The organism is Pseudomonas sp. 273 (assembly GCF_029201425.1).
In the GTDB taxonomy this organism is placed as follows: Bacteria; Pseudomonadota; Gammaproteobacteria; order Pseudomonadales; family Pseudomonadaceae; genus Pseudomonas; species Pseudomonas delhiensis.
The window spans coordinates 5,994,118-6,007,104 of sequence record NZ_CP116775.1 but is presented as its reverse complement, the minus strand read 5'-3'; the positions used below and the strand labels follow the sequence as shown (position 1 = coordinate 6,007,104).

Annotated in this window: 13 protein-coding genes; all 13 read left to right on the top strand. The window is 60.9% G+C overall.

The features are described 5' to 3' along the window. The first annotated feature begins 38 nt into the window (after window positions 1-38). The 13 genes from rpoC to rpsC all read left to right on the top strand — a co-directional run bounded on the left by rpoC (window position 39) and on the right by rpsC (window position 12,985). Window positions 39-4,238, top strand: a complete 4,200-nt coding sequence (gene rpoC, locus PKO50_RS27500) for a DNA-directed RNA polymerase subunit beta' (protein WP_109935919.1) — start codon at window positions 39-41, stop codon at window positions 4,236-4,238. Window positions 4,239-4,388: 150 nt separating this feature from the next. Beyond that, on the top strand, window positions 4,389-4,760 hold the full coding sequence (rpsL, locus tag PKO50_RS27495; protein WP_009617130.1) for a 30S ribosomal protein S12: 372 nt from the start codon (window positions 4,389-4,391) through the stop codon (window positions 4,758-4,760). Window positions 4,761-4,860: 100 nt separating this feature from the next. After that, window positions 4,861-5,331 (top strand): 30S ribosomal protein S7, encoded by a 471-nt coding sequence (rpsG, locus tag PKO50_RS27490; protein WP_009617132.1) that lies wholly within the window; start codon window positions 4,861-4,863, stop codon window positions 5,329-5,331. Between the two features lie 30 nt (window positions 5,332-5,361). Continuing rightward, window positions 5,362-7,491 carry an elongation factor G gene (gene fusA / locus PKO50_RS27485; RefSeq protein WP_275627802.1) on the top strand — a complete coding sequence of 710 codons (2,130 nt, stop codon included), beginning with the start codon at window positions 5,362-5,364 and terminating at the stop codon, window positions 7,489-7,491. 29 nt (window positions 7,492-7,520) lie between these two features. Further along, the gene (gene tuf, locus PKO50_RS27480; protein WP_009617114.1) at window positions 7,521-8,714 is read left to right on the top strand and encodes an elongation factor Tu; all 1,194 of its coding nucleotides are present in this window, start codon (window positions 7,521-7,523) and stop codon (window positions 8,712-8,714) included. Window positions 8,715-8,872: 158 nt separating this feature from the next. Next, window positions 8,873-9,184: a 30S ribosomal protein S10 gene (gene rpsJ / locus PKO50_RS27475; RefSeq protein WP_003243886.1), complete on the top strand. Its 312-nt coding sequence runs from the start codon at window positions 8,873-8,875 to the stop codon at window positions 9,182-9,184. A gap of 82 nt (window positions 9,185-9,266) precedes the next feature. Further along, window positions 9,267-9,902, top strand: a complete 636-nt coding sequence (gene rplC / locus PKO50_RS27470) for a 50S ribosomal protein L3 (RefSeq protein WP_275627801.1) — start codon at window positions 9,267-9,269, stop codon at window positions 9,900-9,902. A gap of 14 nt (window positions 9,903-9,916) precedes the next feature. Further along, the gene (rplD, locus tag PKO50_RS27465; protein ID WP_009617148.1) at window positions 9,917-10,519 is read left to right on the top strand and encodes a 50S ribosomal protein L4; all 603 of its coding nucleotides are present in this window, start codon (window positions 9,917-9,919) and stop codon (window positions 10,517-10,519) included. Beyond that, window positions 10,516-10,815 (top strand): 50S ribosomal protein L23, encoded by a 300-nt coding sequence (rplW, locus tag PKO50_RS27460; RefSeq protein ID WP_009617150.1) that lies wholly within the window; start codon window positions 10,516-10,518, stop codon window positions 10,813-10,815. The genes rplD and rplW overlap by 4 nt, the downstream gene beginning before the upstream one ends. A gap of 11 nt (window positions 10,816-10,826) precedes the next feature. After that, window positions 10,827-11,648 (top strand): 50S ribosomal protein L2, encoded by an 822-nt coding sequence (rplB, locus tag PKO50_RS27455; protein WP_089393441.1) that lies wholly within the window; start codon window positions 10,827-10,829, stop codon window positions 11,646-11,648. 16 nt (window positions 11,649-11,664) lie between these two features. Beyond that, complete coding sequence (rpsS, locus tag PKO50_RS27450; protein ID WP_003093734.1) at window positions 11,665-11,940, top strand: 30S ribosomal protein S19; 276 nt, start codon at window positions 11,665-11,667, stop codon at window positions 11,938-11,940. 12 nt (window positions 11,941-11,952) lie between these two features. After that, the gene (gene rplV, locus PKO50_RS27445; RefSeq protein WP_003103908.1) at window positions 11,953-12,285 is read left to right on the top strand and encodes a 50S ribosomal protein L22; all 333 of its coding nucleotides are present in this window, start codon (window positions 11,953-11,955) and stop codon (window positions 12,283-12,285) included. A 13-nt stretch (window positions 12,286-12,298) separates the two neighbouring features. Continuing rightward, window positions 12,299-12,985, top strand: coding sequence for a 30S ribosomal protein S3 (rpsC, locus tag PKO50_RS27440; RefSeq protein WP_009617162.1), 687 nt, complete (start codon window positions 12,299-12,301; stop codon window positions 12,983-12,985). Window positions 12,986-12,987: the final 2 nt, after the last annotated feature.

The window sequence follows — 12,987 nt, the reverse complement described above, 5'->3', positions numbered from 1 at the left end:
GGCTAGCCGCCGCACCGGGTCCGTGAGGAGGAAAGGCCTTGAAAGACTTGCTCAATCTGTTGAAAAACCAGGGTCAAATCGAGGAGTTCGATGCCATCCGTATTGGTCTGGCCTCGCCCGAGATGATTCGTTCCTGGTCGTTCGGCGAAGTTAAGAAGCCGGAGACCATCAACTACCGTACCTTCAAGCCGGAGCGCGATGGCCTGTTCTGCGCCAAGATCTTCGGCCCGGTGAAGGACTACGAGTGCCTGTGCGGTAAGTACAAGCGCCTGAAACACCGCGGTGTGATCTGCGAGAAGTGCGGCGTCGAAGTCGCGCTGGCCAAGGTGCGCCGCGAGCGCATGGGCCACATCGAGCTGGCCTCGCCGGTCGCCCACATCTGGTTCCTGAAGTCCCTGCCGTCCCGTATCGGCCTGCTGCTGGACATGACCCTGCGTGACATCGAGCGCGTGCTCTATTTCGAGAGCTACGTGGTGATCGACCCGGGCATGACCACCCTGGAGAAGGGCCAGCTGCTGAACGACGAGCAGTACTTCGAAGCCCTCGAAGAGTTCGGTGACGACTTCGACGCGCGCATGGGCGCCGAGGCGGTTCGCGAGCTGCTCAACCAGATCGACCTGGAGCACGAGATCGGCCGCCTGCGCGAAGAGATTCCGCAGACCAACTCGGAAACCAAGATCAAGAAGCTGTCCAAGCGCCTGAAGCTGATGGAAGCCTTCCAGGGCTCCGGCAACCATCCCGAGTGGATGGTGCTGACCGTCCTGCCGGTGCTGCCGCCGGACCTGCGTCCGCTGGTTCCGCTGGATGGCGGCCGCTTCGCGACTTCGGATCTGAACGATCTGTACCGCCGGGTGATCAACCGTAACAACCGTCTGAAGCGCCTGCTCGACCTGGCCGCGCCGGACATCATCGTGCGCAACGAAAAGCGCATGCTGCAGGAAGCCGTCGACGCCCTGCTGGACAACGGTCGCCGCGGTCGCGCCATCACCGGCTCGAACAAGCGCCCGCTGAAGTCCCTGGCCGACATGATCAAGGGCAAGCAAGGTCGCTTCCGTCAGAACCTGCTCGGCAAGCGCGTGGACTACTCCGGTCGTTCGGTAATCACCGTCGGCCCGACCCTGCGCCTGCACCAGTGCGGTCTGCCGAAGAAGATGGCCCTCGAGCTGTTCAAGCCGTTCATCTTCGGCAAGCTCGAAGCCCGTGGCATGGCTACCACCATCAAGGCCGCGAAGAAAATGGTCGAGCGCGAACTGCCCGAGGTCTGGGACGTTCTCGCCGAAGTCATCCGCGAACACCCCGTGCTGCTGAACCGCGCACCGACCCTGCACCGTCTGGGCATCCAGGCGTTCGAGCCGGTGCTCATCGAAGGCAAGGCGATCCAGCTGCACCCGCTGGTCTGCGCGGCTTACAACGCCGACTTCGACGGTGACCAGATGGCCGTCCACGTCCCGCTGACCCTCGAGGCCCAGCTGGAAGCGCGCGCGCTGATGATGTCCACCAACAACATCCTCTCGCCCGCCAACGGCGAGCCGATCATCGTGCCGTCGCAGGACGTGGTGATGGGTCTGTACTACATGACCCGTGAAGCCGTGAACGCGAAGGGCGAGGGCATGGCCTTCGCCGACCTGCAGGAAGTCGACCGCGCCTACCGCAGCGGCCAGGTGTCCCTGCACGCCCGCGTGAAAGTGCGCATCAACGAGAAGGTCAAGGGTGAGGACGGCGTACTGGTCGCCAACACCCGCATCGTCGACTCCACCGTCGGCCGTGCCCTGCTGTTCCAGGTCGTGCCGGCAGGTCTGCCGTACGACGTGGTCAACCAGCCGATGAAGAAGAAGGCGATCTCCAAGCTGATCAACCACTGCTACCGCGTGGTGGGTCTGAAGGACACCGTCATCTTCGCCGACCAGCTGATGTACACCGGCTTCGCCTACTCGACCATCTCCGGTGTGTCGATCGGCGTGAACGACTTCGTCATCCCGGACGAGAAGGCGCGCATCATCAACGCCGCCACCGAGGAAGTGAAGGAGATCGAGAGCCAGTACGCCTCCGGCCTGGTAACCCAGGGCGAGAAGTACAACAAGGTGATCGACCTCTGGTCGAAGGCCAACGACGAAGTGTCCAAGGCGATGATGGCCAACCTCTCGAAAGAGAAGGTCATCGACCGCGAGGGCAAGGAAGTCGACCAGGAGTCCTTCAACTCCATGTACATGATGGCGGACTCCGGTGCGCGGGGTTCCGCGGCCCAGATCCGTCAGCTGGCCGGCATGCGCGGCCTGATGGCCAAGCCGGACGGCTCGATCATCGAGACGCCGATCACCGCGAACTTCCGTGAAGGCCTGAACGTACTCCAGTACTTCATCTCCACCCACGGTGCGCGTAAAGGTCTGGCGGATACCGCACTGAAGACCGCGAACTCCGGTTACCTGACCCGTCGTCTCGTCGACGTGGCCCAGGACCTGGTAGTTACCGAGATCGACTGCGGCACCGAGCATGGCCTGGTCATGTCCCCGCACATCGAAGGCGGCGACGTCGTCGAGCCGCTGGGCGAGCGCGTGCTCGGCCGCGTGATCGCGCGTGACGTGTTCAAGCCCGGTGGCGATGACGTCATCGTGCCGGCCGGCACCCTGATCGACGAGAAGTGGGTCGATTTCCTCGAGCAGATGAGCGTCGACGAAGTCGTGGTGCGTTCGCCGATCACCTGCGAAACCCGCCATGGCATCTGCGCCATGTGCTACGGCCGCGATCTGGCCCGTGGCCACCGCGTCAACATCGGTGAAGCGGTCGGCGTCATCGCCGCCCAGTCCATCGGTGAGCCGGGTACCCAGCTGACCATGCGTACCTTCCACATCGGTGGTGCGGCCAGCCGGACCTCCGCCGTGGACAACGTCCAGGTCAAGAACGGCGGCACCATCCGCCTGCACAACCTGAAGCACGTCGAGCGTGCCGACGGCGCGCTGGTGGCGGTATCGCGTTCCGGCGAGCTGGCCGTGGCCGACGACTTCGGTCGCGAGCGCGAGCGCTACAAGCTGCCGTACGGTGCGGTGATTTCGGTCAAGGAAGGCGACAAGGTCGACCCGGGCGCCATCGTCGCCAAGTGGGACCCGCACACCCACCCGATCGTCACCGAGATGGACGGTACCGTTGCCTTCGCCGGCATGGAAGAGAACATCACCGTCAAGCGCCAGACCGACGAACTCACCGGCCTGACCAACATCGAGGTGATGGATCCGAAGGATCGCCCGGCTTCGGGCAAGGACATCCGTCCGGCCGTGAAACTGATCGACGCCGCGGGCAAGGACCTGCTGCTGCCGGGTACCGACGTACCGGCCCAGTACTTCCTGCCGGCCAACGCCCTGGTCAACCTGAACGACGGTGCCAAGGTGCGTGTCGGTGACGTTATCGCGCGTATCCCGCAGGAAACGTCGAAGACCCGCGACATCACCGGTGGTCTGCCGCGCGTTGCCGACCTGTTCGAGGCGCGTCGTCCGAAAGAGCCTTCGATCCTGGCGGAAATCAGCGGCACCATCTCCTTCGGCAAGGAAACCAAGGGCAAGCGCCGCCTGGTCATCACGCCCACCGACGGTACCGATCCGTACGAGGAGCTGATTCCGAAGTGGCGTCACCTGAACGTGTTCGAAGGTGAACAGGTCAGCCGTGGCGAAGTGATCTCCGACGGCCCGAGCAACCCGCACGACATCCTGCGTCTGCTCGGCGTCAGCTCGCTGGCCAAGTACATCGTCAACGAGATCCAGGACGTGTACCGCCTGCAGGGCGTGAAGATCAACGACAAGCACATCGAGACCATCCTGCGGCAGATGCTGCGCAAGGTCGAAGTGGCCGAGTCGGGTGACTCCTCCTTCATCAAGGGCGACCAGGTCGAACTGGTCCAGGTGCTGGAAGAGAACGAAGTGCTGGCCACCGTGGACAAGTTCCCGGCCAAGTACGAGCGCGTCCTGCTGGGTATCACCAAGGCCTCTCTGTCGACCGAGTCGTTCATCTCCGCGGCCTCCTTCCAGGAGACCACCCGCGTCCTCACCGAGGCGGCGGTCACCGGCAAGCGCGACTTCCTGCGCGGCCTGAAGGAAAACGTGGTGGTCGGTCGCCTGATCCCGGCCGGTACCGGCCTGGCCTACCACAGCGAGCGCAAGCGTCAGCGCGAACTCGGCAAACCGCAGCGTGTGAGCGCCAGCGAAGCCGAAGCAGCACTGGCCGAAGCGCTCAACCTGAGTGGCAACTAAGCCTTGACCGAAGCCCCGGCTGTCTTGACAGCCGGGGCTTTGTCTTGACGGGGTGCTGGAAGCTCTTTAGTATTTTGTACCCCGAAAATTGGCAGGGCGCTTGCTCTGCCATTTCGTTTAAGTGTCGTAAGACAATCAGTGGAGCTATAGATGGCAACTATCAACCAGCTGGTGCGTAAGCCGCGCAAGCGCATGGTCGACAAGAGCGACGTGCCGGCGCTGCAGAACTGCCCGCAACGTCGTGGCGTATGCACCCGCGTATACACCACCACGCCGAAAAAGCCGAACTCGGCACTGCGTAAAGTGTGCCGTGTGCGTCTGACCAACGGCTACGAAGTCACTTCGTACATCGGTGGTGAAGGTCACAACCTGCAAGAGCACAGCGTAGTGCTGATCCGTGGCGGTCGTGTAAAGGACCTTCCGGGTGTGCGTTACCACACCGTGCGCGGTTCGCTGGACACCTCGGGTGTCAAGGATCGTAAGCAGGGTCGTTCCAAGTACGGCGCCAAGCGTCCGAAGTAATCGTTTTTTCCTATTTGCTGAGTCGATAAGAGTAAGGTCGGGCGCGTAACCAAAGTGTTGCAGTCCCGGGCTAACCTGAAGACCGTTTGAGGGCTTATCAATGCCAAGACGTCGTGTAGCGGCCAAACGTGAGATCCTGGCCGATCCGAAATACGGAAGCCAGATTCTGGCCAAGTTCATGAACCACGTGATGGAAAGCGGCAAGAAAGCCGTTGCCGAGCGTATCGTTTACGGTGCTCTGGACAAGGTCAAAGAGCGCAGTAAAGGTGACCCCCTGGAACTCTTCGAGAAAGCTCTCGACGCCATCGCTCCGCTGGTCGAAGTGAAGTCCCGCCGTGTCGGCGGTGCTACCTACCAGGTTCCGGTCGAAGTACGTCCGTCCCGTCGTAATGCCCTGGCCATGCGCTGGCTGGTGGACTACGCGCGCAAGCGCGGCGAGAAGTCCATGGCCCTGCGCCTCGCCGGCGAACTGCTGGATGCCGCCGAAGGCAAAGGCGCCGCCGTCAAGAAGCGTGAAGACGTGCACCGTATGGCTGAAGCCAACAAGGCCTTCTCCCACTACCGCTTCTAATCGCGGCTTCCATTCTTTTGCGAGGGCTTTATGGCTCGTACCACAGCAATTAACCGCTACCGGAACATTGGTATCTGCGCCCACGTCGACGCGGGCAAGACCACCACTACCGAGCGGATCCTGTTCTACACAGGTCTCAGCCACAAGATGGGCGAGGTACACGACGGCGCTGCTACCACCGACTGGATGGTGCAGGAGCAGGAGCGTGGCATCACCATCACCTCCGCTGCGATCACGACCTTCTGGGAAGGTTCGCGCGGCCAGTACGACAAATACCGCGTAAACGTCATCGACACCCCCGGCCACGTGGACTTCACCATCGAGGTGGAGCGTTCCCTGCGCGTGCTGGACGGTGCTGTCGTGGTGTTCTGCGGCACCTCCGGCGTTGAGCCGCAGTCCGAAACCGTATGGCGTCAGGCCAACAAGTACGGCGTTCCGCGTATCGTCTACGTGAACAAGATGGACCGCGCCGGTGCCAACTTCCTGCGCGTCGTCGGTCAGATCAAGAACCGCCTGGGGCACACCCCGGTTCCGGTTCAACTGGCCATCGGTGCAGAAGATGACTTCCAGGGTCAGATCGACCTGATGAAGATGAAGGCCATCTACTGGAACGAAGACGACAAGGGCACCAGCTACCGCGAGGAAGAGATTCCCGCCGAGCTGCTGGACCTGGCCAACGAATGGCGCAACAACATGGTCGAGGCTGCTGCCGAGGCCAACGAAGAGCTGATGAACAAGTACCTGGAAGAAGGTGAGCTGTCGATCGAAGAGATCAAGGCCGGCCTGCGCCAGCGTACCATCGCCTGCGAAATCGTTCCGGCGGTCTGCGGTTCGTCCTTCAAGAACAAGGGCGTGCCCCTGGTTCTGGACGCCGTCATCGACTTCCTGCCTGCTCCGACCGAGATTCCGGCCATCCAGGGCGTCCACCCGGACAGCACTGATGGCAACGAAATCCACGACGAGCGTCCGGCTGACGACAACGCTCCGTTCTCCGCCCTGGCGTTCAAGATCGCTACCGACCCGTTCGTCGGTACCCTGACCTTCGTCCGCGTCTACTCGGGCGTCCTGGAGTCCGGCCAGTCGGTCATCAACTCCGTGAAGGGCAAGAAAGAGCGCGTTGGTCGTATGGTGCAGATGCACGCCAACCAGCGTGACGAGATCAAGGAAGTGCGCGCTGGCGACATCGCGGCTCTGATCGGCATGAAGGACGTCACCACCGGTGACACCCTGTGCGACATCGAGAAGCCGATCATCCTCGAGCGCATGGACTTCCCGGAGCCGGTCATCTCGGTAGCTGTAGAGCCGAAGACCAAGGCCGACCAGGAGAAGATGGGCATCGCCCTCGGCAAGCTGGCCCAGGAAGACCCGTCGTTCCGCGTCAAGACCGACGAAGAAACCGGCCAGACCATCATCTCCGGCATGGGTGAGCTGCACCTGGACATCCTCGTCGACCGCATGAAGCGCGAGTTCGGCGTCGAGGCCAACATCGGCAAGCCGCAGGTTTCCTACCGCGAAACCATCTCCAAGGACAACGTCGAGATCGAAGGCAAGTTCGTTCGCCAGTCCGGTGGTCGCGGTCAGTTCGGTCACTGCTGGATCCGCTTCTCGACTCCGGATGTGGACGAGAAGGGCAACATCACCGAAGGCCTGGTGTTCACCAGCGAAGTCGTGGGTGGTGTGGTTCCGAAGGAATACATCCCGGCGATCCAGAAGGGCATCGAAGAGCAGATGAAGAACGGCGTCGTCGCCGGCTATCCGCTCATCGGCCTGAAGGCCACCGTGTTCGATGGCTCCTACCACGACGTCGACTCCAACGAGATGGCGTTCAAGATCGCTGCTTCCATGGCGACCAAGCAGCTGGCCCAGAAGGGCGGCGGCAAGGTGCTCGAGCCGATCATGAAGGTGGAAGTGGTGACTCCTGAGGACTACATGGGCGACGTGATGGGCGACCTGAACCGTCGTCGCGGTCTGATTCAGGGGATGGAAGACTCGGTTTCCGGTAAGGTTATCCGTGCCGAGGTTCCGCTGGGCGAGATGTTCGGTTATGCGACCGACGTACGTTCCATGTCCCAGGGTCGCGCGAGCTACTCCATGGAATTCTCCAAATACGCCGAAGCTCCGTCGAACATCGTCGAAGCGCTGGTTAAAAAACAAGCTTGATTCAGCCCTTTAAGTAAGAGGTTACTGTCGTGGCTAAGGAAAAATTTGAACGTAACAAACCGCACGTCAACGTCGGCACCATCGGTCACGTTGACCACGGTAAGACCACTCTGACCGCTGCTCTGACCAAGGTCTGCTCCGAGACCTGGGGTGGCTCCGCTCGCGCCTTCGACCAGATCGACAACGCGCCGGAAGAGAAAGCCCGTGGTATCACCATCAACACTTCGCACGTCGAATACGACTCGCCGGTACGCCACTACGCTCACGTAGACTGCCCGGGCCACGCCGACTACGTGAAGAACATGATCACCGGTGCTGCCCAGATGGACGGCGCGATCCTGGTTTGCTCGGCTGCCGACGGCCCCATGCCGCAGACCCGCGAGCACATCCTGCTGTCCCGCCAGGTAGGCGTTCCCTACATCGTCGTGTTCCTGAACAAGGCCGACATGGTCGACGACGCCGAGCTGCTGGAACTGGTCGAGATGGAAGTTCGCGACCTGCTGAACACCTACGACTTCCCGGGCGATGACACCCCGATCGTCATTGGTTCCGCGCTGATGGCCCTGAACGGCCAGGACGACAACGAGATGGGCGTTTCCGCCGTGCGCAAGCTGGTGGAAACCCTGGACTCCTACATCCCCGAGCCGGTTCGTGCCATCGACCAGCCCTTCCTGATGCCGATCGAAGACGTGTTCTCGATCTCCGGCCGTGGCACCGTGGTGACCGGTCGTGTCGAGCGCGGCATCGTCAAGGTCCAGGAAGAAGTGGAAATCGTCGGCATCCGTCCGACCACCAAGACCACCTGCACCGGCGTGGAAATGTTCCGCAAGCTGCTCGACGAAGGTCGTGCTGGCGAGAACGTCGGCGTCCTGCTGCGCGGCACCAAGCGTGAAGACGTGGAGCGTGGCCAGGTTCTGGCCAAGCCGGGCACCATCAAGCCGCACACCAAGTTCGAGTGCGAAGTGTACGTGCTGTCCAAGGAAGAAGGCGGTCGTCACACCCCGTTCTTCAAGGGCTACCGTCCGCAGTTCTACTTCCGTACCACCGACGTGACCGGCAACTGCGAGCTGCCGGAAGGCGTCGAGATGGTAATGCCGGGTGACAACGTCAAGATGACCGTCACCCTGATCGCCCCGATCGCCATGGAAGACGGCCTGCGCTTCGCGATCCGCGAAGGCGGCCGTACCGTTGGTGCCGGCGTGGTTGCCAAGATCATCGAGTAATCCTTGATCTAGCGCATGAGGAAAAGGGGCCCTTCGGGGCCCCTTTTTCGTTGGATTGGTTAAATATTGACACCCTCCAGGGGCATCCGTACAATTGCGCCTCCTTTTAACGGGCGGAGTCCGCCCGTTGGGAATGGCAACTTGGAGTCTGAGGTCAAATGCAAAATCAACAAATCCGTATTCGGTTGAAGGCTTTTGACCATCGCCTGATCGACCAATCTACCCAGGAAATCGTGGAAACCGCGAAACGTACTGGCGCTCAGGTGCGTGGTCCGATTCCTCTGCCGACCCGCAAGGAACGTTACACCGTGCTGATTTCCCCGCACGTCAACAAGGACGCTCGTGACCAGTACGAAATTCGTACCCACAAGCGTGTGCTCGACATCGTTCAGCCGACCGACAAGACCGTCGACGCGCTGATGAAGCTCGACCTTGCTGCTGGCGTCGAAGTACAGATCAGCCTCGGCTAATGCCTTCGGCATTGGTCGTGTAACGCTCTGAAATGGGCGGCCATAGCGGGTGAAAGCCCCGTACACTAAAGAGGTTCTTAAGATGACAATTGGTGTTGTCGGTCGTAAGTGCGGCATGACCCGCATTTTCACCGAAGATGGTGTCTCCATTCCGGTCGTGGTCATTGAGGTCGAGCCGAATCGCGTCACCCAGTTCAAGAACGAAGAGACCGATGGCTATCGCGCTGTGCAGGTGACTGCCGGCGAGCGTCGTGCTTCTCGCGTGACCAAGGCCCAGGCCGGTCACTTTGCCAAGGCGAATGTCGCCGCCGGTCGCGGCGTGTGGGAATTCCGTCTGGGCGAAGAGGAGTTCAAGGCAGGCGATTCCATCTCCGTCGATCTGTTCCAGGCGGGCCAGCTGGTAGACGTTACCGGCGAGTCCAAGGGTAAAGGCTACGCCGGTACCATCAAGCGCTGGAACTTCCGTGGTCAGGACAATACCCACGGTAACTCCGTTTCCCACCGCGTCCCGGGTTCGATCGGCCAGTGCCAGACTCCTGGTCGAGTGTTCAAGGGCAAGAAAATGTCCGGTCACATGGGTGCTGAGCGCGTAACCGTTCAATCCCTTGAGGTCGTGCGTGTCGATGCCGAACGTAATCTGCTGCTGGTCAAGGGTGCCGTTCCCGGCGCTACCGGTGGTGACGTGTTCGTGCGTCCGGCAGCCAAGGCTCGCGGTTAAGAGGGGAAGCTGAGATGCAACTTAATGTGAACGGCGCTCAGGCTATCGAAGTCTCCGAGCGTACCTTTGGCAGCGAATTCAACGAGACTCTGGTTCACCAGGCTGTCGTCGCCTACATGGCTGGCGGCCGTCAGGGCACCCGTGCTCAGAAGACTCGTTCCGAAGTTTCCGGTGGCGGCAAGAAGCCGTGGCGTCAGAAGGGCACCGGTCGTGCTCGCGCTGGCACCATCCGCAGCCCCATCTGGCGTGGGGGCGGCACCACTTTCGCCGCCAAGCCGCAGGATCACTCCCAGAAGCTCAACAAGAAGATGTACCGCGCAGCCCTGCGCTCCATCCTCTCCGAGCTGGTCCGTCTGGACCGCCTGGTTGTCGTTGCCGACTTCGCCGTCGATGCACCGAAAACCAAAGGTCTGGTCAGCAAGCTGGACGGCCTGGGCCTGAAAGACGTGCTGATCGTCACCGATGGCGTTGATGAAAACCTGTACCTGGCTGCGCGCAACCTGGCGCACGTCGATGTACGCGACGTCCAGGGTTCCGACCCGGTCAGCCTGATCGCCTACGACAAGGTGCTCGTCACCGTGTCCGCCGTGAAGAAGTTCGAGGAGCTGCTGGCATGAACCAGGAACGCGTATTCAAAGTGCTGCTGGGCCCGCATGTTTCCGAGAAAGCCACCGGGCTTGCGGACGGCAAGAGCCAATTCGTTTTCAAGGTTGCCACTGATGCAACCAAGCTGGAAATCAAGAAGGCCGTCGAAAGCCTGTTCGGCGTGAAAGTACGTCGCGTCACCACCCTGAACGTTCAGGGCAAGACCAAGCGTACCGTTCGCGGCCTGGGCAAGCGTAACGACTGGAAGAAGGCGTACATCGCCCTTCAGCCCGGCCAAGATCTCGATTTCGCAGCTGGCGCTGAGTAAAGGGGTGCATCATGGCAATCGTTAAATGCAAACCGACTTCCGCTGGTCGTCGCTTCGTCGTCAAGGTCGTGAACCAGAACCTGCACAAGGGTGCTCCGTTCGCTGGCCTGGTCGAGAAGAAGTCCAAGTCGGGCGGCCGTAACAACAACGGTCGTATCACCACCCGCCACATCGGCGGTGGTCACAAGCAGCACTACCGTCTGGTCGACTTCCGCCGCAACAAGGATGGCATCCCTGCCATCGTCGAGCGCGTGGAATACGATCCGAACCGTACCGCTCACATCGCTCTGCTGAAATACGCGGACGGCGAGCGTCGTTACATCATCGCCCCCAAAGGCGTGGTGGCTGGCGATCAACTGATCTCCGGTATCGGCGCTCCGATCAGGGCTGGCAACAACATGCCGCTGCGCAACATCCCGGTTGGTAGCACCATCCACGGTATCGAGCTGAAGCCGGGCAAAGGCGCCCAGCTGGTTCGCTCCGCTGGCGCCTCGGCCCAGCTGGTAGCCCGTGAAGGCGCTTACGTAACCGTGCGTCTGCGTTCCGGTGAAATGCGCAAAGTCCTGGCTGACTGCCGTGCGACCCTGGGTGAAGTCTCGAACTCCGAGCACAGCCTGCGTTCGCTGGGCAAGGCCGGTGCCAAGCGCTGGCGCGGCATTCGCCCGACCGTTCGTGGTGTCGCCATGAACCCGGTCGACCACCCGCATGGTGGTGGTGAAGGTCGTACCTCTGCTGGTCGTCATCCGGTATCGCCGTGGGGTCTTCAGACCAAGGGTAAGAAGACTCGCGCGAACAAGCGTACCGATAACATGATCGTCCGTCGCCGCAAGTAAATAGAGGGATACGACAGTGCCGCGTTCTCTGAAAAAAGGTCCTTTTATCGATCTTCACCTGCTGAAGAAGGTCGAAGTGGCGGTGGAAAAGAACGACCGTAAGCCGATCAAGACCTGGTCGCGTCGTTCGATGATTCTGCCGCATATGGTTGGTCTGACCATCGCTGTCCACAACGGCCGTCAACACGTGCCGGTCCTGGTCAACGAAGACATGGTCGGTCACAAACTCGGCGAGTTCGCTGCTACCCGCACTTATCGTGGGCATGCTGCGGACAAGAAAGCCAAGCGTTAAGGGGTAAGGAAGATGGAAGTAGCCGCTAAGCTGTCGGGCGCTCGTATCTCCGCCCAGAAAGCCCGCTTGGTCGCCGACCAGATCCGCGGGAAGAAGGTGGGCGAAGCGCTCAACCTCCTGGCTTTCAGCAGTAAGAAAGCCGCCGAGATCATGAAGAAAGTGCTGGAGTCGGCTGTTGCCAACGCTGAGCACAACGAAGGCGCTGATGTGGACGACCTGAAGGTCTCCACCGTCTTCGTCAACGAAGGTCGTTCGCTCAAGCGCATCATGCCGCGCGCCAAAGGCCGTGCTGATCGCATCGTCAAGCGGTCTTGCCATATCACTGTCAAGGTTGCGGACAAGTAACGGAGTCGATCAGATGGGTCAGAAAGTACATCCCAATGGCATCCGCCTGGGTATCGTCAAGGAGCACACCTCCGTTTGGTACGCAGATAAGCGCACTTACGCCGATTATCTGTTCGCCGACCTGAAGGTTCGTGAGTACCTCCAAGACAAACTAAAAAGCGCGTCCGTAAGCCGTATCGATATCCATCGCCCGGCTCAAACCGCACGCATCACCATCCACACCGCCCGTCCAGGTATCGTGATCGGCAAGAAAGGTGAGGATGTCGAGAAGCTGCGTCAGGACCTGACCAAGCAAATGGGTGTGCCCGTGCACATCAACATCGAGGAAATCCGCAAGCCGGAACTCGATAGCATGCTGGTTGCGCAGAGCGTAGCTCAGCAGCTGGAACGCCGCGTCATGTTCCGTCGCGCCATGAAGCGCGCCGTACAGAACGCCATGCGTATTGGTGCCAAGGGCATCAAGATCCAGGTGAGCGGTCGTTTGGGCGGCGCTGAAATTGCTCGTACCGAATGGTATCGCGAAGGTCGTGTGCCCCTGCACACCCTGCGCGCCGATATCGACTATGCAACCTACGAAGCGCACACCACCTACGGTGTGATCGGTGTCAAGGTTTGGATCTTCAAGGGCGAGGTCATTGGTGGCCGCCAGGAAGAGCTCAAGCCGGTAGCGCCCGCTCCTCGTAAAAAAGCTGCTAAGTAAGG

Coding starts and splice junctions, on each gene's coding strand:
- rpsL (WP_009617130.1), top strand. CDS start 4,389: ATGGCAACTATCAACCAGCTGGTGCGTAAGCCGCGCAAGCGCATGGTC.
- rpsG (WP_009617132.1), top strand. CDS start 4,861: ATGCCAAGACGTCGTGTAGCGGCCAAACGTGAGATCCTGGCCGATCCG.
- fusA (WP_275627802.1), top strand. CDS start 5,362: ATGGCTCGTACCACAGCAATTAACCGCTACCGGAACATTGGTATCTGC.
- rpsJ (WP_003243886.1), top strand. CDS start 8,873: ATGCAAAATCAACAAATCCGTATTCGGTTGAAGGCTTTTGACCATCGC.
- rplC (WP_275627801.1), top strand. CDS start 9,267: ATGACAATTGGTGTTGTCGGTCGTAAGTGCGGCATGACCCGCATTTTC.
- rplD (WP_009617148.1), top strand. CDS start 9,917: ATGCAACTTAATGTGAACGGCGCTCAGGCTATCGAAGTCTCCGAGCGT.
- rplW (WP_009617150.1), top strand. CDS start 10,516: ATGAACCAGGAACGCGTATTCAAAGTGCTGCTGGGCCCGCATGTTTCC.
- rplB (WP_089393441.1), top strand. CDS start 10,827: ATGGCAATCGTTAAATGCAAACCGACTTCCGCTGGTCGTCGCTTCGTC.
- rplV (WP_003103908.1), top strand. CDS start 11,953: ATGGAAGTAGCCGCTAAGCTGTCGGGCGCTCGTATCTCCGCCCAGAAA.
- rpsC (WP_009617162.1), top strand. CDS start 12,299: ATGGGTCAGAAAGTACATCCCAATGGCATCCGCCTGGGTATCGTCAAG.